Origin of the sequence: Actinoplanes sichuanensis, from assembly GCF_033097365.1 — a bacterium.
Taxonomy (GTDB): domain Bacteria; phylum Actinomycetota; class Actinomycetes; order Mycobacteriales; family Micromonosporaceae; genus Actinoplanes; species Actinoplanes sichuanensis.
This window is the reverse complement of record NZ_AP028461.1, coordinates 9,373,921-9,398,175: the sequence shown is the minus strand read 5'-3', so window position 1 is coordinate 9,398,175 and position 24,255 is coordinate 9,373,921. Positions and strand designations below refer to the sequence as shown.

21 protein-coding genes are annotated in these 24,255 nt (G+C 69.4%); 11 read left to right on the top strand and 10 right to left on the bottom strand.

The features are described from left to right. Nucleotides 1-174: 174 nt before the first annotated feature. A complete protein-coding gene (locus Q0Z83_RS43235) occupies nt 175-1,326 on the bottom strand; it encodes a cation:proton antiporter (protein ID WP_378078468.1) in 1,152 nt (383 codons plus the stop codon). A 65-nt stretch (nt 1,327-1,391) separates the two neighbouring features. Continuing rightward, complete coding sequence (locus Q0Z83_RS43230; RefSeq protein ID WP_093620717.1) at nt 1,392-1,889, bottom strand: cation:proton antiporter regulatory subunit; 498 nt, start codon at nt 1,887-1,889, stop codon at nt 1,392-1,394. 134 nt (nt 1,890-2,023) lie between these two features. On the opposite strand from Q0Z83_RS43230, the gene Q0Z83_RS43225 reads away from it, so the two are divergent. Next, entirely contained in the window at nt 2,024-3,535 is a 1,512-nt protein-coding gene (locus Q0Z83_RS43225; protein WP_317789264.1) for an FG-GAP repeat protein, read from the top strand. Between the two features lie 56 nt (nt 3,536-3,591). Here the strand turns inward: Q0Z83_RS43225 and Q0Z83_RS43220 are convergent, their stop codons facing one another. Further along, nucleotides 3,592-4,791, bottom strand: coding sequence for a sugar efflux transporter (locus Q0Z83_RS43220; protein WP_317789263.1), 1,200 nt, complete (start codon nt 4,789-4,791; stop codon nt 3,592-3,594). Between the two features lie 126 nt (nt 4,792-4,917). Here Q0Z83_RS43220 and clpB point away from each other — a divergent pair, with 126 nt between their 5' ends. The 6 genes from clpB to Q0Z83_RS43190 all read left to right on the top strand — a co-directional run bounded on the left by clpB (nt 4,918) and on the right by Q0Z83_RS43190 (nt 11,866). Then, nucleotides 4,918-7,500 carry an ATP-dependent chaperone ClpB gene (clpB, locus tag Q0Z83_RS43215; RefSeq protein ID WP_317789262.1) on the top strand — a complete coding sequence of 861 codons (2,583 nt, stop codon included), beginning with the start codon at nt 4,918-4,920 and terminating at the stop codon, nt 7,498-7,500. A 578-nt stretch (nt 7,501-8,078) separates the two neighbouring features. Beyond that, entirely contained in the window at nt 8,079-9,113 is a 1,035-nt protein-coding gene (locus Q0Z83_RS43210) for a collagen-like triple helix repeat-containing protein (protein WP_317789261.1), read from the top strand. Nucleotides 9,114-9,214: 101 nt separating this feature from the next. Continuing rightward, entirely contained in the window at nt 9,215-9,904 is a 690-nt protein-coding gene (locus Q0Z83_RS43205; RefSeq protein ID WP_317789259.1) for a hypothetical protein, read from the top strand. 371 nt (nt 9,905-10,275) lie between these two features. Then, on the top strand, nt 10,276-10,644 hold the full coding sequence (locus tag Q0Z83_RS43200) for a hypothetical protein (RefSeq protein WP_317789258.1): 369 nt from the start codon (nt 10,276-10,278) through the stop codon (nt 10,642-10,644). Between the two features lie 57 nt (nt 10,645-10,701). Then, nucleotides 10,702-11,079: an ArsR/SmtB family transcription factor gene (locus tag Q0Z83_RS43195; RefSeq protein WP_317789256.1), complete on the top strand. Its 378-nt coding sequence runs from the start codon at nt 10,702-10,704 to the stop codon at nt 11,077-11,079. 112 nt (nt 11,080-11,191) lie between these two features. Beyond that, nucleotides 11,192-11,866: a class II aldolase/adducin family protein gene (locus Q0Z83_RS43190; protein ID WP_317789255.1), complete on the top strand. Its 675-nt coding sequence runs from the start codon at nt 11,192-11,194 to the stop codon at nt 11,864-11,866. Nucleotides 11,867-11,915: 49 nt separating this feature from the next. On the opposite strand, the gene Q0Z83_RS43185 is transcribed toward Q0Z83_RS43190, so the two are convergent. From Q0Z83_RS43185 to Q0Z83_RS43170, 4 genes are all read right to left on the bottom strand, one after another. Beyond that, nucleotides 11,916-12,938: a DedA family protein gene (locus Q0Z83_RS43185; protein ID WP_317797289.1), complete on the bottom strand. Its 1,023-nt coding sequence runs from the start codon at nt 12,936-12,938 to the stop codon at nt 11,916-11,918. Between the two features lie 81 nt (nt 12,939-13,019). Then, the gene (locus tag Q0Z83_RS43180; protein ID WP_317789253.1) at nt 13,020-15,515 is read right to left on the bottom strand and encodes a polynucleotide kinase-phosphatase; all 2,496 of its coding nucleotides are present in this window, start codon (nt 15,513-15,515) and stop codon (nt 13,020-13,022) included. Further along, nucleotides 15,512-16,861, bottom strand: a complete 1,350-nt coding sequence (locus tag Q0Z83_RS43175; RefSeq protein ID WP_317789252.1) for a 3' terminal RNA ribose 2'-O-methyltransferase Hen1 — start codon at nt 16,859-16,861, stop codon at nt 15,512-15,514. Before Q0Z83_RS43175 ends, Q0Z83_RS43180 begins: the two co-directional genes overlap by 4 nt. A gap of 41 nt (nt 16,862-16,902) precedes the next feature. Further along, nucleotides 16,903-17,055 carry a hypothetical protein gene (locus Q0Z83_RS43170; protein ID WP_317789251.1) on the bottom strand — a complete coding sequence of 51 codons (153 nt, stop codon included), beginning with the start codon at nt 17,053-17,055 and terminating at the stop codon, nt 16,903-16,905. Between the two features lie 198 nt (nt 17,056-17,253). On the opposite strand from Q0Z83_RS43170, the gene fbaA reads away from it, so the two are divergent. Beyond that, nucleotides 17,254-18,279: a class II fructose-bisphosphate aldolase gene (gene fbaA, locus Q0Z83_RS43165; RefSeq protein ID WP_317789249.1), complete on the top strand. Its 1,026-nt coding sequence runs from the start codon at nt 17,254-17,256 to the stop codon at nt 18,277-18,279. 111 nt (nt 18,280-18,390) lie between these two features. After that, entirely contained in the window at nt 18,391-18,912 is a 522-nt protein-coding gene (locus tag Q0Z83_RS43160; RefSeq protein WP_317789248.1) for a hypothetical protein, read from the top strand. A 4-nt stretch (nt 18,913-18,916) separates the two neighbouring features. On the opposite strand, the gene Q0Z83_RS43155 is transcribed toward Q0Z83_RS43160, so the two are convergent. Continuing rightward, nucleotides 18,917-19,273 carry a hypothetical protein gene (locus Q0Z83_RS43155; RefSeq protein ID WP_317789247.1) on the bottom strand — a complete coding sequence of 119 codons (357 nt, stop codon included), beginning with the start codon at nt 19,271-19,273 and terminating at the stop codon, nt 18,917-18,919. A 26-nt stretch (nt 19,274-19,299) separates the two neighbouring features. Further along, the gene (locus tag Q0Z83_RS43150; protein WP_317789245.1) at nt 19,300-20,487 is read right to left on the bottom strand and encodes a hypothetical protein; all 1,188 of its coding nucleotides are present in this window, start codon (nt 20,485-20,487) and stop codon (nt 19,300-19,302) included. 90 nt (nt 20,488-20,577) lie between these two features. On the opposite strand from Q0Z83_RS43150, the gene Q0Z83_RS43145 reads away from it, so the two are divergent. Continuing rightward, entirely contained in the window at nt 20,578-21,567 is a 990-nt protein-coding gene (locus tag Q0Z83_RS43145; RefSeq protein ID WP_317789243.1) for an ADP-ribosylglycohydrolase family protein, read from the top strand. Nucleotides 21,568-21,687: 120 nt separating this feature from the next. Next, complete coding sequence (locus tag Q0Z83_RS43140) at nt 21,688-22,110, top strand: DUF3151 domain-containing protein (protein WP_317789242.1); 423 nt, start codon at nt 21,688-21,690, stop codon at nt 22,108-22,110. 70 nt (nt 22,111-22,180) lie between these two features. Here Q0Z83_RS43140 and Q0Z83_RS43135 read toward each other — a convergent pair whose 3' ends face one another. After that, the gene (locus tag Q0Z83_RS43135; RefSeq protein ID WP_317789241.1) at nt 22,181-24,247 is read right to left on the bottom strand and encodes a MinD/ParA family ATP-binding protein; all 2,067 of its coding nucleotides are present in this window, start codon (nt 24,245-24,247) and stop codon (nt 22,181-22,183) included. Nucleotides 24,248-24,255 lie beyond the last annotated feature (8 nt).

The following is a 24,255-nucleotide window of genomic DNA, read 5'->3' as shown; positions in this document are numbered from 1 at the left end:
CACTCAACCGTTCGCAATACGGCAAGCGTTACCCGCTGGCCATAGTGGCGAACGTCCCAATACTCAGAGTCGTCGCCGCGCAACGCTAGCGTGCGGAGTCCGCAAACGGAAGTGTCAAGGCTTCACATTCAGATACTGGACAGTAACTTTGGGCTTCCTGAATGGAGACGCAGGTCACTCCACGGATGGCAGGGGCTTCTGGGCCGCTCGCTGGGCCGCCATCCGCTTCCGGATGATCTCCTTGAACCAGGGGTAATCCGGCAGTCGCGCCAGCAGTGGACCGGTCACCACGGTGATCAGCACGTATGCCGTGGCCAGCGCGGCAAGCTTGGCGTTTCCGCCGTACACCACCGCGAGTCCGGCGATCACGACGGAGAACTCGCCGCGGGGCATCAGGGCCAGACCGGCCCGAATCCGGCCGGGTAGGGCGATCCCCACCCGGCGGGCCGCCAGATAGCCGGTCAGGACCTTCGTCAGCATGGTCAGTACGGCCAGTCCGAGAGCCGGCAGCAGCACTGGCGGGATGTCCGCCGGGTTCGTGGAGAGCCCGAAGAAGACGAAGAACACCGCGGCGAAGAGATCCCGCAACGGTGTGAGCATCTGGGTGGCGTGGTGCGCCACCGGACCGGAGATGGCGATACCGACCAGGAACGCGCCGACCGCCTCGGAGACCTTCAGTTCGCCGGCCACCCCGGCGATGAACAGCGTCAGCCCGAGCACGCTCAACAGCAGGGCCTCGGGGTCCTTCACCGACATGAACCGGCTGATCTCCCCGCCGTACCGAATGGCGACGACGAGGACCGCGACCACCGTGACCACCGCGACGCTCAGCGTGCTCAGGCCGCTCGCCAGGCCGAGACCGGCCAGCACGGCGGTGACCACCGGCAGGTAGAAGGCCATCGCCAGGTCCTCGATGACGAGCACCGAGAGGATCACCGGAGTCTCCCGGTTACCGACCCGGCCCAGGTCGCCGAGGACCTTGGCGATCACCCCCGACGACGACACCCAGGTGATGCCGGCCAGCACCAACGCGGCCTTCCAGTCCCAGCCGAGCAGAAACGCGAACGCGGCTCCGGGTACGGCGTTGAGCAGCATGTCGATCAGGCCGGCCGGGGCTGCCGACCGGAGGTTGCCGACCAACTCGTCGGCCGAATACTCCAGACCCAGCATCACCAGCAGCAGGACCACCCCGATCTGGGCGCCGACCGCGGTGAACTCGGTGCTGGCCCGGAGCGAGACCAGACCACCCTGACCGAACGCCAGACCGGCCAGGAGATAGAGCGGAATCGGGGAGAGACCGAAGCGGCGGCCCAGGCGACCGAGCATTCCGAGGCCGAACAGAAGCGCGCCGATCTCGATGAGCAGGATCGTCGTGTGGTGCTCCACCGCGCTCAGCCGTCGTCGTCGCCGGCCAGGATGGCGGTGACGCCGTCCAGGCCGTGCCGGGTGCCGACCGCCACCACCACGTCGTTCGCCTCGAAGCGGAACTCCGGTCCCGGTGAGGCGATCACCTCACGGTCGCGGAGAACGGCCACGATGGACGAGGTGGTACGACTACGCGCCTGGGTGTCACCCAGCCGCCGGCCCACGAACGGGGAGCCGGCCGGGAGCGCGATCTGCTCGGTCAGCAGGCCGGCCGCCTGCTGTCGCAGACCGGCGAGCTGACCCAGCATCAGCGAGGCGCCCAGCACGTCGGCCAGGGCCTCCGCCTCGTCGTCGGTGAGTGGGATCGACGCCAGGCTGGAATCCGGATCGTCGACGTCGTACAGGACGAGATCGCGTCGCCCGTTGCGATGCGACACCACCCCGACGGTCCGGCCCGATGAGGTCACCAGGTCATGGCGGACGCCGATTCCCGGCAGCGGAGTCTGTTCCACCCGTACGCGCACGATCTCACAGTAGTTGGGTGATTGATCCTCCGCGCGGCAGTACAGCGCAACGGGGCGCGCCGGGCGTCACGACGCTACGGGTTCGTCCCGTGTTCGGTATCATCTCGCGGACACGGGGAGGTAGGGAGATGTCCATGCGCCGATTCATCGCCGTTCTACTGGCCGCGCCGCTGCTGGTGGTTCCGGCCACCGCGCCGGCCTCGGCGGCGTGCGCGCGGGTGCCGAGCGACTTCAACGGCGACGGATTCGGTGATCTCGCCGTCGGCGCCCACGACCGGAAAGAGCCGACCTACAGCGTCCCGTGGCAGGGGGCGGTGAACATCGCCTACGGTTCGGCGGCCGGGATCGGTAAGGGCTCTCTCGGCTCGATGACCTTCGACGGTACTCCGGAGAGCGTCGGTCGCGGGTTCGACGGCAGCTCCCGTCTCGGCGAGTCGCTGGCGACCGGCTACTTCGACGGCGACTGTTACGCGGACCTCGCCGTCAGCGCTGCTTCGGCGAGCAAGTTTCTGCTGCTCTACGGGAGTGCGGCGGGCCTGACCAAGTCGCGGGCGGCCGGATTCGACCGGACCGCCATTCAGCCGAACGGCGCGTACCCGTCGGGCTTCAGCGAGGACCTCGCCGCCGGCGATTTCAACGGCGACGGATTCGACGACATCGCGGCCGGTGCCCCGTGGGCCGAGGACAACCGCGGTGGGCTCGGGGTGCTCTACGGCTCGGACCAGGGCATCAGTGCCACCGGTGGCCAGTGGATCGACCAGGACAGCCCGGGGGTGCCCGGCGCGGCTGAGCCGGGTGATGTCTTCGGCCGGTCGCTCACTGCCGGCGACTTCAACGGTGACGGCCGGGATGAACTGGTGGCCGGGGCGCCGGGCGAAGCGCTCGGCAGCAGATATGACGCCGGCGGCATCGTGGTCTTCCCGGGTACCGCGGCGGGTGTGTCGACCGTGGGCTCGACCTGGTGGGATCAGAACTCACCGGGCGTGCCCGGCGCGGCCGAGTCGAACGACCGGTTCGGTCACACGCTGACCGCCGGTGACACCGGTGTCGACGGCCGGGACGAGTTGATCGTGGCCTCGGACGAAGGGGTCGGCTCGAAGGGCTGGGCCGGTGCGGTGCACGTGTTCCACGGCTCCGCCTCCGGCTTGCGGCCGGGCGCGATGTTCACCCAGGATGACGCCGCCATCCCCGGTGCGTCGGAGAGCGGTGACTACTTCGGGTCCGCGCTGGCTCTCGTCGACTTCAACCGCGACGGTAAGCGTGACCTGGTGATCGGTGTAATGGGCGAGACGGTCGGTTCGACCTACAGCAGCGGTGCGGTGAACGTGCTCTTCAGCGCCGCCGCCGGCCCGGTTGCGGCCGGCTCGATCTATCTCGACCAGAACTCGGCCGGAGTGCCCGGTGCGAACGAGACGTCGGACCGGTTCGGGGGAGGCCTCTCCCGGCTGGTCAACGCCTACGGCGGTGAGAGCCTGGTCATCGGTGTCTCGGGCGAGACGGTCACCTACACGAGCGAGGGCGCCGTCGTCGTCCTGCCGGGTGCGGCGGTGGGCAAGACCCGCCCGAACGGCTACTTCTTCTCCGGGTCGAACTTCCCGGGCCGCGCCTCGGCCGAGGCGAACTTCGGCCGAGGGCTTCCCTCCTGAGTGCCGGGGGCCTTCCTCCTGAGTGCCGAGGGCCTTCCTCCTGAGTCTCGTTCCGGTCAGCCCGGGTCGGCGGCGGTCGTCGCCACCCGGGCTGTCTCGTCCTCGTGTGCCGGCGGCCGGATCGCGAGCAGCAGAAGCAGGCCGAGCGCGCTGAGTCCGAGGTTCAGGCCGTAGGCCCAGCGGAAGCCGAACTCCTGGGCCACTCCGAAGAGCGGGGCCGACAGGATCTGCCCGATCGGGAAGGTGTTGGAGAACATCGTGGACGCGCGGCCCGGGAAGCGCGGCATCAGGTCCTGGAAGTAGGAGATGCCCAGCCCGGAGGCGGCCGCGATGAGGACCGCGTTCAGCAGCTGGGCGCCGGCCAGCATCCAGACCGACGTGGCCGACGCCGCCAGCGCCTGGTACGCGACACCGCAGACCGCGCCGAACAGGATGATCCGGCGCAGCGGTATCCGGGTGGACAGCTTGCCGAAGCCGAGCATCAGCGGGATCTCCAGCGCGGCGCAGATGCCGAGGATCATGCCGGCGTCACCGACCGAGCCGTCCAGTTCGGTGCTGATGAACAGCGGCATCGCCTGGACGTTGAGCACCATGGAGGTCTGGATCAGGATGAAGCCGCACAGGATCGGGTAGACCTGCCAGGGCGCCCGGGTCGAGACCGGCTCGCCCTCCCGGGGCGCGGCCGGCGCCTCCACCTCGGGCAGCCAGCGTGCCGCGAGCAGGGCCGCCACCAGGTACAGCACCGACGCGGTCCCGTAGACGTACTGGAAGTCGCCCACCTCCAGCAGGACCGCGGCCAGCGACGGTCCGCCGACCCAGGCGATCGAGAACACGGTGCGCAGCGTGCTGATGCCCATCGCGGCCCGGCCCGGATCCTCCTGCTGGAGCACCTGCCGGGCGTACGCGAAGGATTGCGGGAAGAGTGACCCGGCGATCGCGGTGGCCGTCGCGGTGAGGGCGAGGAGCACCCAGTAGTCGCGGACCACCGCGGTGACGCCGGTGCCGGCGCACCCGGCGACGGCGGCGACGATCAGGATCGTGCGTCGCATCGGCCGGCGGTCCGAGACGCGGCCGATCGCCCACGACATGGCCACACCCGAGAGCGAGGCGGTGACCAGGAAGAAGGTGACCTGGATCGGACTGGCCCCGACGGCGGTGCTGAGGAAGAGGCCGAGGAACGGGCCGACCACCGCGGTGGCGATGCCGACAGTGAGGAAGACGAGGCCGAGAGGGAGAAGCCGGCGGAACAGTGGCACGACTGCCGACGTTACGGGTTCTTTCCGATTAGGGACCATGTTCGGTGGTGACTGTCACCGTGGTTCCGGCGCGCTAGAGTTGAGCGCGCTACGCTCAAGTCTGTTGGGTTGGCTTCAGGGGAGCTCATGAACACCGAACGCTTGACCACCAAGAGCCGCGAAGTGATCACCGCCGCGGTCGCCGACGCCGGGCGCCGCGGCCATGCCACCGTCGAGCCGTGGCACATGCTTCAGTCGCTGCTCGACACCGGCGGGTCCACGGCCACCGCACTGCTGCGGGCGGTCGGGGCCAATCCGGCGGACATCCGCCGGGCCGCGGTCCGCGCGATCGAGCAGTTGCCGTCCGCACGTGGGGCCAGCACCGTCGAGCCCAGCCTGTCGCGCGAGTTCGTCAACGCGATCGGCTCGGCCGACCTGATCGCGAAACCACTCGGCGACGAGTATGTGTCGACCGAGCACCTGCTGGCCGGCCTGGCCCGGGTCGGCGGCTCGGTCTCCCAGGTCCTCAAGGACGCCGGCGCCACCGAGGATGCGCTGGTCGGTGCATTCCCGCAGGTCCGGGGCGGGGAGCGGCGGGTCACCACGGCCGATCCGGAGCAGACCTACAAATCGCTGGAGAAGTACGGTGTGGACCTCACCGCTCTGGCCCGGGACGGCAAGATCGACCCGGTGATCGGCCGGGACACCGAGATCCGCCGGGTCGTGCAGGTGCTCTCCCGGCGTACCAAGAACAATCCGGTCTTGATCGGTGAGCCGGGCGTCGGTAAGACCGCCATCGTCGAGGGCCTCGCCCAGCGCATCGTGGCCGGTGACGTGCCCGAGTCGTTGCGCGACAAGAAGCTGGTCTCCCTCGACCTCGGCGCGATGGTCGCCGGCGCGCAGTACCGGGGCCAGTTCGAGGAGCGCCTGAAGAGCGTGCTCGAGGAGATCCGCGGGTCCAACGGGCAGGTCGTCACATTCCTCGACGAGCTGCACACGGTCGTCGGCGCGGGCAAGGGCGAGGGCTCGATGGACGCGGGCAACATGCTCAAGCCGATGCTGGCCCGCGGTGAGCTGCGGATGGTCGGCGCCACCACGCTCGACGAGTACCGGGAGCACATCGAGAAGGACCCGGCCCTGGAGCGGCGGTTCCAGCCGGTCGTGGTCGGCGAGCCCACGGTCGAGGACACCATCGGCATCCTGCGCGGGCTCAAGGGTCGTTACGAGGCCCACCACCGGGTCCAGATCACCGACGCGGCGCTGGTGGCGGCGGCCAGCCTCTCCGACCGGTACATCAGCGACCGGTTCCTGCCGGACAAGGCGATCGACCTGATCGACGAGGCCGCCTCCCGGCTGCGGATGGAGATCGACTCCCGCCCGGTCGCGCTGGACCAGCTCCACCGGCAGGTCGACCGGATGCGGGTGGAGCGCCTGGCGCTGGAGAAGGAGACCGACCCGGCGTCGATGGCCCGGCTGGAGAAGCTGATCGCCGACCTCGCCGACCGCGAGGAGGAGCTGACCGCTCTCACCGCCCGCTGGGAGCGCGAGCGCAGTGGACTCAACCTGGTCGGTGAGCTGAAGAAGCAGCTCGACGAGGCACGGGCGGCCCAGGAGCGGGCCCAGCGCGACGGCGAGCTGCTGGAGGCGTCCCGTCTGCTCTACGAGGTGATCCCGACCCTGGAGCGGGAGATCCGGAGCGCCGCCGAGTCCGAGGAGGAGGAGAACACCGAGCCGCCGATGGTCAAGGAGGATGTCGGCGCCGACGACATCGCCGAGGTCGTCTCCTCGTGGACCGGCATCCCGGCCGGCCGGATGATGGAGGGCGAGACCGCCAAGCTGCTGCGCATCGAGGATTCGCTGGCCGACAAGGTGATCGGCCAGCGCGAGGCGATCGAGGCGGTCGCGGGTGCGGTGCGCCGGGCCCGGGCCGGGATCGCCGACCCGGATCGGCCGACCGGCAGTTTCCTGTTCCTCGGCCCCACCGGTGTCGGCAAGACCGAGCTGGTCAAGGCGCTCGCCGGGTTCCTCTTCGACGATGAGCGCGCGATGGTCCGCATCGACATGAGCGAGTATGCCGAGAAACACTCGGTGGCCCGGCTGGTCGGTGCGCCACCCGGGTACGTCGGCTACGAGGAGGGTGGTCAACTCACCGAGGCGGTGCGGCGCCGACCGTACAGCGTGGTGTTGTTGGACGAGGTGGAGAAGGCCCACCCGGACGTCTTCGACCTGCTGCTCCAGGTCCTCGACGACGGGCGTCTCACCGACGGCCAGGGGCGTACGGTCGACTTCCGCAACGCCATCCTGGTCCTCACGTCGAACCTGGGCTCGGCGAACTCGGACTTCACGATGAGCGACGAGGAGCGCCACGATGAGGTGCTGGCCGCCGTCCGGGCGCACTTCAAGCCGGAGTTCCTGAACCGGCTCGACGACATCGTGGTCTTCCACGCGCTCACCAAGGAGAACCTGACCCGGATCGTCGACATCCAGCTGGCCCGCCTGCGGGACCGGCTCGCCGAGCGGCGCCTCACGCTCCAGGTGACCCAGTCCGCGATCGATTGGCTGGGTGAGCACGGTTACGACCCGATCTACGGCGCCCGGCCCCTGCGCCGGCTGATCCAGTCGTCGATCGGCGACCTGCTGGCCAAGGCACTGTTGGCCGGCCGGGTCCGGGACGGTTCGACGGTCCTGATCGACCTGGCCGATGCCAAGGACGGCCTGACCATCCGATAGCCGACTCGGTAATCACGCAGAAGGGCCCCGGGCGGAAACCCGGGGCCCTTCGCTCATCTGTCGGCCGACCGCCGCCGGTAGGCCTGTGTCATCAGTACGTCCGTGATGGCGTGCTCGCCGTCCGCGGACCAGATCCGTATGCCGTTGCGATGGAGCTGATATCGGACGTCCTTGAATCGGGTCCGAGTGTCGTCATGGTGAACGACGTCCAGGGTGTCGGCGTGGGGCATGGGACTCACCGGTCCTTGTCAGGTCTGGGGCGGCCGCGGTGTGGTCACGCGGCCGGCGCAATCGGAGTGGCGCCGTCTGCCGGTCTGCCTCGGCCCCGGGAAGGTGTGCGCGGGGCGGGCGACTCGTGCGGGCACGGCGTGCCGCTGGAGCCTTGTGCTTCCAGGAGGACGCCACGGCATCGAAGTCTAGGCGGCCTCGTCCAGGCGTGTCGCCCCCCGAAAGGGCGACGTTTTGCGGTCATTTGGGGTCATCGTTGCCTGATGTTGCCACACCGTCGCGAACGGTGAGGCCAGGTCGCGCGATGTGGTCCCCGACAAGTACCGTGAATTGATCTATAGGAGGGCAGCGTGACCGTACCGGCATATCCGGTTCCGAACCCGGCGGCGCCGAGTCGCCCGGTATCGGTGACCATCTCATCGAGTCTTCTCTACCTAGTCGTCGCCATGCAGGTCCTCAACGCGATCGTGTTGCTGGCGACCATGAATACCGCTGCCGAGGCCGCTCGGGACGCCGCTACCACGCTCGGTGAGGCGCAGTCCGCCACCGACCTGGAGATGGTCATGCGGGTCGTGCTGATCTTCATGTCGGTCATCTATCTGCTGCTCGCGGGTGGTATCACCGTTCTGGCGGTCCTGAACAACCACGGCAAGAACGCATCCCGGATCGTCACCTGGGTCTTCGCCGGTCTGGGCCTCTGCTGCAACGTCCTCAGCCTGGGCGGTAACGCGGCGGGCGGCATCGCGGCCGGCGGCTCCGGCGAGACCGGGATCGATTCCACCCAGATCGACCTGCGGGTCGCCGAGGCGATGCCGGGCTGGTATGAGCCGGTGCTGATGATCTCCACCGTGCTGACCGTGCTCGGTCTGCTCGGGGCGATCATCCTGCTGGCGGTGCCGGCCTCGAACGCGTGGTTCCGCAAGCCGCCGGCATGGAACGCGGCGATGCCCTTCCCGGGTTATCCGGGCCAGCCCGGTTATCCGGCTCAGCCCGGTTATCCGGCTCAGCCTGGTTACCCGGGCCAGCCTGGTTACCCGGGCCAGCCTGGTTACCCGGGCCAGCCTGGTTACCCGGGCCAGCCTGGTTACCCGGGCCAGCCCGGTTATCCGCAGGCACCCTACGGCCAGCCGGGATACCCGCCGCCGCCCAGCCACTTCGGATCGCCGCAGCAGTACGGTCAACCGGGTGAGCCGGCGCCGGGCCTGCCGCCGTATCCGGGTGCGAGCGAGCCGGCCACCCCGCCGCCCAGTGCACCGCCCGCCTCGCCCGCTCAGCCGGACCCGTGGGCACCGCCGCCGTCCTCCGACCCGTGGGGCACCCCACCGGTGCCACCGGCGCCGGGCGGGGAGAATCCGCCGCCCCGGCCGCCCACTGACCCTTCCTGATCGCTTTCGGACCGGTCCGCCCGTACGGGGTGGGCCGGTCCGCCCACTTTCGGGGTCCCGCACGCGATAGGTTCTTGCCAGCCGAACCAGCGGGAGCATCGATGTCCTACGCCGTCCAGCCGCCGATCGTCGCCGCACCGCCTGCCGCACGCCGGCCGGTCTCCGTCGCCACGGCGGTCGCCCTGCTCTGGGCCATGGCGGCAGCCGGCCTGACCTATGCGATCGGCATGATCGCGGTGACACCGGGCGTGGCCGGTCGGCTGCGTGACGCCGCCCCCGCCTCGGACACCGTGGACAACTTCATCGCCGTGATGTGGCTGGTGGCCGCGCTGGCGCTGGTGCTGTCCCTGCTGATGACCGCGCTGTTCGTGGTGTTGGGCGTCGCGCTGCGGCGGGGCAGCCGACTCGGCCGCTGGGTCACCCTCGGCGCGTGTGTGTTCGGCATGGTCACCGGGTGCGGGACGCTGGCGATCCTGGCCGCCCAGCGGGCCGGTGAGGCGGCTCCGGGCACGTTGAGTGAGGCGCTGAACTCGGCGTACCCGAACGGGTGGATCGTTCTCAACGTCATCATGGCCGCCGCGCAGGTGTTGGCCTACCTGACGGTGGGCATCCTGGTGCTGACCGCACCGAGCGAGTTCTTCGGCCATTCTGGGTCACCCGAGTGGGCCAAACCACAAACGAACCCTTTTGTTACCGGCGGGTCCGAACCCGATCAGTTCTCAGATCCGGCCTTGTCGCCGAAGTCCACGTCGAACCCAGAAGACGAGTTCTGGTCACGACCGAACGAGTGAGCGGTTCCGTATCGACGACTGTGGGTCACTCGAACGGGTACGGTCCGTTTCTGGCACTGTCACTCGATCGGCTGTCCGGATAGATCGAGATCGGCCGGACGGTGGGTGTTTTCGCCCGTACGGACAAACGTGATTTGGTGCCTTCACAGGCTCTTCACAGCGCGACCACCAGGTGATCCTGAGGGTGGCGGGGGTAGCGTACCGACGGTAACTGCTTTGAGCAGCATCTATGCTCCGAGGAAGAGGCGAGATCAGATGGCCAATCGGTAAACCTTGTTTACAGAAGCCCCCAAAGTCCCGCGTCAATAGTTCCGTTCCGTCCTGCCGGGGCGAAAGATTCCGGTTTCCGTACAGCCAGTACGCTCGATGTCATGAGAGCACGGCACGACCTGGGTAAATTCATCACTGAATTGTCCGTCGCGCAGCGTGGCGCCGTGCTTTCATCGGGTCGTGGGGGTGTGGACGAACTGGTGATCGCGCAGTGTGGCGTGATGGTCTCGACGCGTTCAGTGGCGAGTCATCGTCGAGGATCTGTCTGGCGAACAAATCGACGAATTGACAATGTGGTCGGCCTCACTCCGATGGCGGGGATCGAGACCTCGACACGGATGGGTAGCGACCAGATGGCGGCTGAGGCGTTGCAGGAGGCAGAGACCGAAGTCGTAGTCGCGCGAACGGTCGACCCGGATGAGGGTGTCCGGTCGACCGACTCGGCGATCGATGTCGGCCTTACGGCCTGAAAGTTAGCCGGTTCGTTCCTGCTCACATGCAGGAGAATCGATGCAGTTGGTGGAAGGATGGAGATCGTGGGAACTGCGTTGGCGGAAATGTCCATGCCTCAAATCTCGCCGCTTGCCGGTGAGCCTATTGAACGCGCTGACGCTGAGCGCCTGGCGGGAGTGCTCAAGGCGCTCGCCGACCCGGCCCGGCTACGCCTGTTGAGCCTCATTCAGTCCGCGACGGACGGTGAGGCGTGCGTCTGCGACCTGACGGCCCCCCTGGGCCTCTCGCAGCCGACCGTGAGTCACCACCTGCGGATCCTGACCGAGGCGGGTCTGCTGGAGCGGGAGAAGCGGGGTGTGTGGGCGTACTACCGGCTGGTGCCGACGGCCATCGCCACCATCGCCGACCTGCTGACCCCGCCGCGGAAGCGGGCCACCAAGAAGGCCCGCTGAAGTCTGACGGCTTCGGTACCGCGGTAATGCCTGGCGTCATTGACTATGGGGGCGTGACGCCAGGCGGAGGACCCCGGCCCACGGACGGGCCGGCGGACCTGAGGAGGAACGGGTGAACTACGTCCCCGGTGACCTGCGTGACCAGCTCGCGCACGTGGGTTACGACGTGGTGCAGGCGGGCCTCGTTTGTGGATCGGGCGGCAATCTGTCCGCCCGTATTCCCGACGAGGACGCCATCTGGGTGACCGCGAGCGGAACGTGGCTGGAACGACTCAGTCGCAAGGACTTCACCGCGGTGCGGATCTCCGACGGGGCCCCCGCCACCGTCGGCGCCGCCCCGCCGTCACGGACCGAGCCGACCAGTGAGTTGGCTCTGCACCTGGCCCTCTACCGGGCCCGGCCGGACGTCAACGCCGTGGTGCACCTGCACCCGCAGACGGCGCTGCTACTCGACGCGGTCGGGGAGCACATCCGGATCGTGACCACCGATCACGCGTATTACCTGCGTCGGGTCTCGACCGTGCCGTTCCGGCTGCCGGGCGGCACCGAACTCGCCGCACTGACCGCCGCGATGGCCGCCGACGGCACCGACTGCCTGGTGCTCAGCCAGCACGGGTGCGTGGTGATGGGCGACTCCGTCGAGCTCGCGCACAAGCGGGCCCGAAATCTGGAGGAGGCCGCGTCGCTCACCTACCGGGCTCTGACCGCCGGGCGGTTGGAGAACCTGCGGGAGTGCCCGGAGGAATTCCTGGAGAAGCTTTCCGGGTCGACCACCGTTCGGGTGTAGTTCGCGACACGAAAAAGGCCGGCCCATCGGGCCGGCCTTTCGTGTCGGATCAGTAGTTCCGCGGGTAGTCCTGCGGAGGCTGCGGCGGGTACTGCTGCTGCGGCGGGTAGCTCTGCGGGGTCGGGTGGTGCCCCTGCTGCGGGTAGGCCGGCTGCTGCGGGTCCTGGTACTGCGGCTGCTGCCCGTATCCCGGCTGCTGCCCGTATCCGGGCTGCCGGCCGTACTCCTGCTGGCCGTAGCCCTGCTGGTGGCCGTACCCCTGCTGCTGGTTGTGGCTCTGCGGGTTTTGATCGTGATCGAAGTGCTCGTGGTACTCCTCGCGGGCGGCATCGGCCAGGCCGACGACGCTGGCCGCGGCCACGACGCCGATCGCGGTGGCCGGGTCGGCCGTCTTCAGGCCGCGCTTCTTGGCCTTCCGCTCGCGGAGGATCTCGATCAGGATCGGCAGCACCGAGATCAGCACGATCAGCACGACCACCGGCAGGATGTAGCGGTCGATCTTGTCGCCGATGGCGGCGTAGATCTGCTCGGCCAGCAGGTAGCCGATCAGGATGATGCCGTCGGTCCAGAGGATCGCGCCGACCACGTTCCACACGAAGAACTGCTTCGCCGGCATGCCGAGGGTGCCGGCGACCGGGTTGAGGAACGTCCGCACGATCGGGATGAACCGGGCCAGCACCACCGCCTTGGCCGGGCCGAACTTCTCGAAGTAGTACTCCGCCTTCTCGACGTACTCCTTCTTGAAGAGCTTCGACTCGGGCTTGTCGAACATCCGTCGCCCGTACTTCGCGCCCAGCCAGTGCCCCAGCTGCGCGCCGACGATGGCACAGATGGGCGCGCCGATCAGCAAGCCGACGATGGACAGCTGCGCGCCCTCGCCGAAGATCGAGTTGGCCACCTCGGAGGCGGCCACACCCGCCAGGAACAGCAGGGAGTCACCCGGGAAGAAGAAGCCGACCAGCAGGCCGGTCTCCGCGAAGAGGATGGCCAGCACCCCCGGGAGCCCGAAGGCACTGAGCAGGTCCTTCGGGTCCAGGGGGTTCAGGGCGAGCGTCTCGGTGAGCGCATGCATGTCCACGAGGAGCCAGGGTACCGGCCGATCCGAGGCCGGTACCTGTATGAATGCTGTGCACTCCAAGATGTGACCCGGCGGTCACAGTCGGGGGTCGACCGGCTCCGATTCGGCGGCCAGGATGGCGAAGACCAGCTCGTGCACCCGCCACGCCGGGGCGCCCTCGGCCAGGCGGTCCAGGGCCGCCAGTCCGAGTCCGTGCTCACGCAGCGCCAGCGACCGCTTCCGGCCCAGGTTTCGCTGCCGCAGACGTTCCAGCTGCTCCGGCCGGGTGTACTCGGGCCCGTAGATGATCCGCAGGTACTCACGGCCACGGCACTTCACGCCGGGCTGCACGAGACGACCCTTCCCGTCGACCGCCGCGAGACCGGACCACGGCTTGACCACCATGCCCTCGCCGCCCGCGCCGGTCAGCGTCAGCCACCACTCGGTCGCGGCGGCCTCCGACACCGGGTCGGCCAGGTCCACGACCATCCGCCGGGTCGGGGTGAAGAGCTCCGGGTCGGCCGCCACCAGCCGGTCGGCAAGAGCGAGGTGCCAATCATGATCCTTTTCGGCGTACGAGACACCGGCGCCGGCCAGGAACACGAACGGGGCGAGCGTGACTCCGGTGAGCCCGTCCGTCGGCCGCACGTAGGACCGGTACGCCGCCGAGTAGCCGTCGATCTCGGCCGCCCGCAGTTCCAGCCGATCCCGTAGTTCGCCCACATCGAGGCCGCGCCCGGCCACCCGCTCCAGCACCGACAGCGCCGCGGGCAGGGCCGACCGACCGGCGGCGCCCACTCCGGCGTAGTGGTCCCGGATCAGGCTGCCCGCCTTGGCCGACCACGGCAGCAGCTCGGCGTCGATGAGCAGCCAGTCGGTCGCCAGCTCGGTCAGGATCGGGGCGACCGCGGCGCGTACCCGGGCCAGCAGCGGCTCGTCCAGCTCCGGACCGAAGAACGGCCGGCCGGTCCGGGTCCAGATCGCGTCGCCGGCGCCGGAGGCGGAGACCCGCACCACGGCCCGGGAGCCCATGTGCTTCTCCTCACACACCACCCGGTCCACCCCGGCGCTCCGTAGATCGGCGAAGGCGGACGACGGGTGCTCCAGGTAGCCCTCCACCGTCGAGCTCGTGCACGGAGCCATCGTGGGCGGGAGCCAGACCAGGTTCTCCGGGTCGACCGAGAACCGGCCCATCACCTCCAGCGCGGCGGCGGCGTTCTCGGCCGGGACGGTGGTCTGGCCGTACCCGTACTCGATGTGCCGTCGTCCGATGACGTCCGCGATGTCGAGCCCGCTGTCCGGCTTGCTCGCGACCGCGGCGAACGGACGCACCGGGGCGTAGTACTCCTTCGCCGCCGGGACCGCCACGATCTCGCGGGACGGCCAGCGCAGCGCGGTCAGCGCACCCCCGAAGACACAACCGGTGTCCAGACAGATGGTGTTGTTGATCCACTCCGGCTGTGGGGTGGGGACGTGGCCGTAGACGACAGCCGCGGAACCGCGGTAGTCGCGCGCCCACGGGTAGCGGACCGGCAGGCCGTACTCGTCGGTCTCGCCCGTGGTCTCGCCGTAGAGCGCGAAACTGCGCACCCGACCGGAGGCCCGGCCGTGGTACGCCTCCTTCAGCCCGGCGTGCGCCACCACCAGCTTGCCGTCGTCCAGCACGTAGTGGCTGACCAGCCCGTCGATGAAGGTGCGCACCTCGGCGACGAAGGCCGGGTCCTCGGCGTCCAGCTGCTCCAGCGTCTCCGGCAGCCCATGGGTGAGCTGCACGTTGCGCCCGCTCAGCTTGCGAGCCAGCTTCTGCTCGTGGTTACCGGGCACACAGATCGCGTGGCCGGCCGCCACCATGCCCATCACCAGGCGCAGCACGCCAGGCGAGTCCGGACCACGGTCGACCAGGTCACCGACGAAGACCGCCTTGCGCTCCTCGGGGTGGACCGCGTCCACCGGCCGATCCCGTTCGTCGCGGATCAGCTCCCAGCCGAGCTTGGTCAGCAGCGACTCCAGCTCGGCGCGGCAGCCGTGGATGTCACCGATGACGTCGAACGGCCCGTGCTCGTCCTTACGGTCGTTGAAGAGCTTCTCGTAGCGGATCTCGGCCGCCGCGATCTCGTCCACCCCGCGCAGTACGTGGATCTTGCGGAAGCCCTCCTTGGCCAGCTGGTTGAGAGAACGCCGCAGGTCACGGTGCATCCGGGTGAGGACCTGACGGCCGAAGGTGCGGTCCTCGCGCGCCTCGGTGCGCTCCCAGGCCAGCGACTCCGGCACGTCCAGGACGATCGCCACCGGCAGCACGTCGTGCTCGCGGGCCACCTTGACCAGGCCCGCACGGGCGTGCGACTGCAGGTTGGTGGCGTCGACCACGGTGAGCCGGCCGGCCGCGAGCCGCTTGCCCGCCACGTAGTGCAGCACCTCGAAGGCGTCGGCCGAGGCGGACTGGTCGTTCTCGTCGTCGGCGACCAGACCACGGAAGAAGTCCGAGGACAGCACCTGGGTCGGCTTCCAATGGGTACGGGCGAAGGTCGACTTGCCGGAGCCGGAGATGCCGACCAGGGTCACCAGCGACAGCTCGGGAACATCGATGATCATGCGGACACCTCCAGGATCCGGAAGAGGGCGAGCTGGGTCGGGGCACCGGTGGTCTCGTCGGCCGCACCGACGCCACGGATGGTGACCGAGTAGCCGTGCGCCGCGGCGACCCGCGAGGCCCAATCGGCGAACTCGGCCCGTGTCCACTCGAAGCGGTGGTCCGAGTGACGCATCCCGGTCAGGCCCTCGTAGTGCACGTTGTACTCGACGTTCGGCGTGGTCACGATCACCGAACGGGGCTTCGCGTGCCCGAAGACGGCCGTCTCCAACGCGGGCAGCCGGGGCAGGTCGACGTGTTCGATGACCTCCATCAGCACCGCCGCGTCGAAGCCGCGCAGCCGATCGTCACGGTAGGTGAGCGCGGTCTGGATCAGCTTGACCCGGTCACCCAGTCGTTCGATCTTGAGTTTGCGGGCCGCCTGTTCCAGCGTGCGGGTGGCCACGTCGGCACCGACGATCTCGGTGAAGGCCCGGTTCTTGACCAGCGCCGCGAGCAGGGCGCCCGGGCCGCAGCCCAGGTCGAGCACCCGGGACGCGCCCACCTCGGCCAGAGCGTCCAGCACCGCGTCCCGGCGCTGCTCGGCCAGCGGCGCCCGGCGGGTCACCGGCAGCTCGGCCTCCTCCTCGGTGACCGGCTGGTCCGCCTCCAGCAGCTGGAGGGCGGTCGTGGCCAGGGACTTCCGGTGCGCCAGGTAGCGGCGGGCGATCAGCACCCTCTCCGGGTGCGCGGCCAACCAGCCCTCACCGGAACGCAGCAGCTTCTCGATCTCGTCCGGGGCGACCCAGTAGTGCTTGCCGTCGTCCAGGACCGGAAGCAGCACGTACAGGTGGTTGAGCGCGTCGGCGACCCGTACCTCGCCGGTCAGTCGCAGGTCGACGTAACGGCTGTCGCCACCGATCTCCGGCTCGAACGGGATCGGCGTGGCCGTCACCGACCAACCGAGCGGGGCGAACAGACGGGTCACCAGGGCCGGCGTGCCACGTAGCACCGGCACCCGGATCTCCAGCGGAATCGGCACGGCGGCCAGCTCGGGGCGGTCCTTCGAGGCGCCCCGCAGCGCGGTCCGGAAGACCTTGGCCAGGGCGCTCGACAACAGGCTGGAGGCGGCGTACGGCCGGTCGTTGACGTACTGGCTCAACTCGAAGGCGTCCCGCTGCGCGCGCAACAGTCGAGGGTCGACGTCCAGCAGCAGCGCGGCGGTGCAGCGGTCGTCGTCGGCCTCGGGGTAGAGGACGTACGCCGTACCCGTCGGCACGCTGAAGGAATGCACCTTGCCGGGGTGCTTGACCAGCAGATAGCCCAGATCGGTGGCGGGCCGATGGGTGGTCGTCAGAGTGAGCAGCACCCGTCGATCGTGACAGCGGGTGCGTTTTCCGGCGATCGAATTCAGCGGTAGTCGTCGTCGAACTCGACGATCCGGTCCTGCTCGGCGGACTCCTGCTCATCCGCGTCGTCCTGCCAGCCGGGCACGGTCGTCGCCTGCTCGGCTGCGTCGACCTCGGGCGTCTCAAGGTCGATCTCGTTCATCGGATACGTCATCCTCGACTCCCTTCCACTCGGCGTGTTCGCCTCCATGGTGCGACTTAATCCGGACCGATGCCACGCAAACGGGCATGCGTCGGTGCGGATTTCGAGGCGGTTTCCACTACGCACCGCAACTGCGGAATACTTGCGTCCTGGAGGACAGCGCGGTCCTGCCCTCTCGCAGCCCGTGAAAATGAGCAAGGAGCGCACCCGATGCCTATCGCTTCTCCCGAGGTCTACGCCGAGATGATCGATCGCGCCAAGGCCGGCGCGTTCGCCTACCCGGCGATCAATGTGACGTCCTCGCAGACCCTCAACGCGGCCCTCCAGGGCTTCGCCGAGGCCGGCAGCGACGGCATCATCCAGATCTCGACCGGCGGTGCCGAGTATGTGTCCGGCCCGACCATCAAGGACAAGGTCGTCGGCGCGGTGGCGCTGGCCGAGTTCGCCCACCACGTCGCCAAGCAGTATTCGGTGAACATCGCGCTGCACACCGACCACTGCCCGAAGAACCACCTCGACGGCTTCGTCCGCCCGCTGATCGACATCTCGGCGGAGCGTGTGGCCAAGGGCCAGGCGCCGCTGTTCCAGTCGCACATGTGGGACGGCTCGGCCGTGCCGCTCGACGAGAACCTTCAGATCGCCGAGGAGCTGCTGGCCAAGACCGCGGCTGCCAAGATCATCCTCGAGATCGAGGTCGGCGTCGTCGGCGGCGAGGAGGACGGCGTCTCCGCCGCGATCGACGACAAGCTCTACTCCACCGTCGAGGACGGCCTGGCCACCGCCGCCGCCCTGGGCCTGGGTGAGAAGGGCCGCTACCTGACCGCCCTCACCTTCGGCAACGTGCACGGCGTCTACAAGCCGGGCAACGTCAAGCTCCGTCCGGAGATCCTCAAGGAGATCCAGGACGCGATCGGCGCCAAGTACGGCAAGGAGAAGCCGCTCGACCTGGTCTTCCACGGCGGCTCCGGTTCGCTGCTGTCGGAGATCCACGGCGCTCTGGACTACGGCGTGGTGAAGATGAACATCGACACCGACACGCAGTACGCGTTCTCGCGCCCGGTGGCCGACCACTTCTTCCGCAACTACGACGGCGTGCTGAAGGTGGACGGCGAGGTCGGCAACAAGAAGGCCTACGACCCGCGCGCCTGGGGCAAGCTGGCGGAGAACGGTCTCGCCAAGCGGGTCGTCGAGGCTGCCGAGCACCTCCGCTCGGCCGGTACCTCTCTCGGCAAGTAAGCACTCGATCCAGCGGTGACGGCCGGCCCCCTTCGTGGGGACCGGCCGTTGTCGTCTTGCGGGGTCACACAGAGGCGCGGGTACCATCGACCGATCAAGATCGGCGGGACGGTGGACGTGCTCGGAATCGAGGGCTGGAAACCCGAGTGGCATCACGATGCCGAGGCCCTCGCCGCCACCCATCGACACATGTTCGTGCGGCTCATCGGCAAGAAACTGCGATCAAGTCGGCTGATGTGGGATGTCGCCGAGCGAGGCTGGTTCGCCGACGGTCCGGTGATCCTCGACTTCGGACTCAGTCGCGTCGAGATCACTCACCGTAAATTCGATGAGTGTGCGATCACCTGGGACCAGATCGACACGACCCTCCCGGTGGACCTTTACGAGCACTTCGACTGGCGGTCCGACCCGCACGCCGCGCTGCGCAACGCCCGGGGCCGGCCGCTCCGGGCGGTCAACGTCATCGAGCGGACCACTCCGGCCGACTGGCGGCCCCGGGTGCTGCACGCCGTCGAGTTCCTGTTCGACGGCGCGCGCCTCGCGATCTACAACGCCATGGACGAGAACGGCATCACCGACGTCCCCGAAGGCGACCTACCGGCGGCACATTGGCGCCGTGTGCACGTGGCCTAGCGGATCAGTAGCCGCCGCCACCGCCGCTGTCCCCACTACCCGAGAACGAGCTGCCGCTGTCGCCGCCGCCCCAGGACGAACCGCCGCTGTCGCCGCCACCCCACCAGCTGCCCCCGCTGTCGGAGGACGACGACGAGTCCGACGAGCTCGACGAGTCCCAGGTGCCGCTGCTCCCGTCGGAGTGGTGGTACGTCGAGCCACCGGCCACCCACGCGCCGCCACTACGCGACCGGCCCTTGCCATAGCGGCCCTCGTGGTAGGCGGCCCTGGTGTTATGCCTGATCAGCTTCACGACGAACACCACGGCGAACAACGCGACGACCAGGCCCAGGATCACCGGGACGAACAACAAGGCTTCCATGGCAGCAGTGTGCGGTAGCCGCGCCACTACTGCGAGAGAGCGGCCATCGCTTCGTCCAGGGAGTCGGTGACCACGATCAGATCGGACTGGTCGCCCTGGGGCGAACGGGCCAGCAACGGCCCCAGCAGATCGGTCACCGGCAGCCGCGACCAGTGCTCCACGCCGAGGAACACGTACGCCCCGGACGGGCCGTCGGTGGCATAGAACGTCTTCGTCGCGGCCTGGAAGATCTCCTGCACCGTGCCGGCCCAGCCGGGCGCGAACACGATCCCGCCCCGGGCCAGTCGCAGGATCGAGTCCTCCCGTACCGCGTTGGAGAAGTACTTCCCGATCTGCCCGGCGAACAGATTGGCCGGCTCGTGGCCGTACAACCATGTGGGTAGAGCCAGACCGCCGTGCCGGAGCCGCCCGGCGACGTCGAGGGCGGGCAGCGGATGCGCGGCCCGGACCGACAGCGCGGCCGCCGTGTACGGCTCGTGGTCCATGAAGTGCGGCGCCACCGAGAGCCGGTCGATCGCGGTGGCGAGCTCGGCCTCGTCGAACGAGGCGAAGTAGGCGCCCAGGTTGGCCGCCTCCATCACCCCGGGCCCGCCGCCGGTCACGATCAACCGGTCGGCGGCGGCCAGGCGACGGGCCAGGGTCGCCACCATGCGGTACGGCTCCGAGCCCCGCGGCGCCGCGTGCCCGCCCATGATCCCGATCGCACCACGGGTGCCGTGCACGGTCGCCCACTCGTTGAGCGCCTTGCCGAGTGCGTTGTCGACCCCGGCGTCGTGCAACCGCTGGGCGAGCGCCTCCCGGATGTCCGGAACCGCGCCACCGTGTGCCACGAAATGCTGGTAGACGACTGTGTCGTACATCCCGGAAAAGCCCCTGTCGGCGAAGCCGGCGGAAAGATCCTCGGGTGTGTAGAGCAGCGCCGGATGGGTCGGATAGGGCCGTTCGTCGAACGGCGGGACCACGTGCGCCCCGCGCAGGATCAGGTCGGACTCCACCTCGTGACCGGCCAGATGGCAGCCGACGAACATGGTGTCGCGCACATCCACCCCGGTCAGATCGGGCGGGTCGCGGTCCAGTCGCAGGCCCAGGACGCAGAGGCCGGCCAGGGTGTTCTTGGCCAGGTGCACGTCCAGCTCGGCTCGGGTCTCGATCTCGTCGGCGGTCGCGTCGAAGGGCGCGTCCCCGCCGAGTACTGGTTGCAGGGGATCGGGCATGGTGTCCATCTTGCTCGCCTTGCTCGCCCTTTGTTGCTCGCCCTTCGCTCGAACCGAGCGAGTCGTTGACCGACTCCCTAGAGTTGGCGCATGCGTGCTGCGACGGGTTCACTTCTCGGTCTGGCCTACGGCGACTCGCTCGGGAAACCGACCGAATTCCAGGAGTACGAGACGATCGTCGCCCGGTACGGTCCCGGCGGTCCCCGGCAGCTCGTCGGGGAGCCGGCGCTCGTCACCGACGACACCCAGATGGCGCTCGCCGTCGGTGAATCGCTGCGCGAAGCCGGCGCGATCACTCCCGCAGCGCTCGAACCGGTGCTGCGCCGCCGCTTCCTGGAATGGGCGGCCAGCCCGGAGAACGACCGGGCACCCGGCATGACGTGTCTGCGTGCGATCGGGAACCTCGCCGACGGACGGCCCTGGATCCAGGCCACCCAGTCCGGGTCGAAAGGGTGCGGGGCGAACATGCGGGTCACCCCGGTCGGCCTGCTGCCCGGGCTCACCGACGACCAGCGGTCCGGGGCGGCGCAGTTCCAGGCCGCACTGACGCACGGGCATCCGACCGGGCTGGCGGCCAGCGAGCTCACGGCGTACGCCGTCTTCTGGCTCCGCGGTGGTCTCGCACCGTCGGACCTGCTCGCGGCATTGCGGGAACGCTGTGCCGAGCAGCGCAAGGTCTATCGAGGTGACTGGCTCGGCGAGCTGTGGCACCGCCCGGCGATGACCTCGCCCGAGGAGTTCATCGCCCTGGGCTGGGACGAGTGCGCCGCCGCCCTCGACCGGGTGGCCGCTGCGCTGTCCGGGAGCGATCACAGTGGCGACCCCTGCCTGCGGACCGGCGCCGGGTGGATCGCCGAGGAGGCGCTGGCCACCGCTCTCTACGTCTACCTGATCTCGCCGGACGAGCCGGTCGCCGTTCTCGGCCGGGGAGCCGCCTCCTCCGGCGATTCCGACTCGATCGCCTGCCTGGCCGGTGCGTTCGCCGGTGCGGCCCTGGGCCTGACGGCCTGGCCAGCCGATTGGCAGACCCAGATCGAGTACGCCGACCGCCTCTTCCGCCTGGGCACCGCCTGGGACTGAGCACGATCCGGGCCGGCCTCCAGAGCTGTCGCACGCCCGTTTCGGCAGCCCTGGGGGCCGGCCGGAACTTAAACGTGGTGGCGGCGGAATGAACGCGGCCCGGACGGGTTGAATGGGGGCATGCAGAACCTCCTTCCCGAGCCGCCCGCCACCCGACTGCCCGCCGACGCCGAAGCCGACAAGGCCCTGGCCGAAGCCGCCGCATCGGGCTCCGAGCAGGCCTTCAAGGCGGTCGCCGCCAGATTCCCCGCCTACAGCGCCGCCTGGGCGCCGCTGGCCGCCGCCGCGTTGGCCGCTGACGAGCCGGTGACCGCTTATGCCTATGCCCGTACCGGATACCACCGCGGTCTGGACGCGCTGCGCCGCAACGGTTGGAAGGGTCACGGCCCGGTCCCGTGGGCGCACGAGCCGAACCAGGGTTTCCTGCGCTGCCTGCACGCCCTGTCGCAGGCGGCGGCGTCGATCGGCGAGGCGGACGAGGCGGCCCGCTGCGCCCAGTTCCTCCGCGACAGCGACCCGGCCGCCGCCGACGCCCTGACGTGACGACCGCACCGCCCCGCGTCGATCTTGTGAGGTTCTGCAACCTCACAAGATCGGCCGGGGTGGCCGGATGTCACAGGCCGTCGGCCACCGCTGCGGCGATCTTGAGCCAGGCGTCCTTCGTGTTGCCGGAGAGTTCGCCGTAGCGGATCGGTTCACCCGAGTCGATCAGCCGCTCGTACGGGGCCACCAGCACCGCCCTGGTTCGGGCCGCGAAGTGCTGTTGGATCCACTGGAGGTCGATGTCCTTGCGGGTGGGCGGCATCGTGACAATCGTCACCGCCTGACGGACGAGCCGTCGGCGCCCGCTCTGCTCCAGATGGTCGAGAGCCCGGGCCGCCGTCTCGGCCGAGTCGTTACGGGCCGACATGGTGATCACCAGCTGGTCGGTGGCGTCCATCGCGGCCTGCCAGTTCTCCGCGCGGACGTTGTTCCCGGTGTCCACGAAGATCAGCTTGTAGAACCGGCTCACCACATCGCGGATCTCGGCGAACGACGCCGCGGTCAGCATCTCACCGGCGGTCGCCGATTCGTCCGAGGCGAGCACGTCGAACATGCCCTCGCCCTGGGCCCGGACATATTGCGACAGGTCACCGACACGACCCTGCGCACCTTGGAAGAGATGCAGATCACGCATCATGTCGCGGACCGTCCGAGCATGGAAATCCTGCTGCGCCCGCATCCCGAGGGTGCCCTGGGTCTCGTTGTTGTCCCAGGCCAGGACGTATCCACCGCGCTTCTGCCCGAATGTCATCGCCAGCAGAAGAACGGCCACCGTCTTGCCGGCACCGCCCTTGGGGTTGACCACGGTCACCTGCCGCAGCCCACCGAAGTTGCGGCGAACCATCTCGACGTCCTGCTTGTACTCCAGCTCACGCTGCCCCGGAGCCAGCTTGACCAGCCCGAACATGCCCTTCTGAAGCACCGCCCGAGCACCCATCGTGGCACTCTGCTGGGAGGGCCGGGCCAGCCGCCGCCGCGCGAACTCCTCGGCGGTCGGCGTGCCGTCCACCATCCAGTTCAGCTCCTGGAACGGATCCACCTCACCGCCTGACGCCTGTTCTGTCCCGGTTTGTTGGGCATCGGGCGTGTGCGCTTGCGGCCAGGCCTGCCCGCCATCGTGGGGCGCGGCGTGCGCGTTCGGCCAGCTCTCAGCGGCGCCTTGCGGACGGTCGGTGGGCGCGGCGTGCGCGTTGGGCCAGCCGTCAGTGGCGCCTTGCGGGCGGTCGGTGGGCGCGGCGTGCGCGTTCGGCGGCGTCGCCGGGGCGGCATCCGGTGGTTGCGGATGGGGCTGCGCCTGCGGGGGTACGGCTGTCGCGTTCCCGGACGACCTGAGGTCGACGGACGGTTGAGCGGAAACGGGTCGAGTGACCGGCTGCTGATCGCCGAGCCGCTGGTCACCGGGCGACGGGAAAGTCGGCCGTTGGTCGACCGGTTGTGGAAAGGCGCTCTGCTGGCCAGTCGGTTGCGGGAAGGGGCCCTGCTGATCAGTCGGTTGCGGATGGGTGCCCTGTCGGCTGGTCGGCGAGGGGAAAGCACCCTGCTGGTCGACTGCCTGCGGAACGCCGGGCCGCTGGTCGACCGGCGATGTGAAGACGTCCTGCTGCGGAATCGCCTGGTGCGGGCGGTCCGGCTCCGAGGCGACCGGCTGCGGCGCGGCCGGGGTCGGCCGGTGCAGGGGCTGCGCCCACGGCGAGTCGGCCGTGCTGTGCCCCTCCGGCTGCCCGAAAGGCGCGGCCGGCGGACCGGACTGAGAACCGCCCGGCGGGCCGGACTGCGGAACCGGCTGCGGGCCCGGATCCGGGACCGGCGGCGGGCCCGAATGCGGGACCGGCGGCGGGCCCGAATGCGGAACCGGCGGCGGGCCGGGCTGCGGAAACGGCTGCGGGTGGGCGGGTGAATCCGTGGACCGCTGGCCGGGCACGTGCACCCCGGGTGGCAGTGGCGGACCGTCGGCCGGCCGGAACACGCCCGGCTCGACCTGGACCATCCCGACCGGTGGCACCCGATCAGTCAGTGGCACGGCACGGCCGTGCACCGGCGTCTCGGGCTCGTCGGCCCAGAACGGCTCCACGTCCCGGGCCGGGGTCGAACCCTCGGCGCCGGGGACGTAGACACGGTCGGCGTTCTCGTCCGCCACGGATGAGA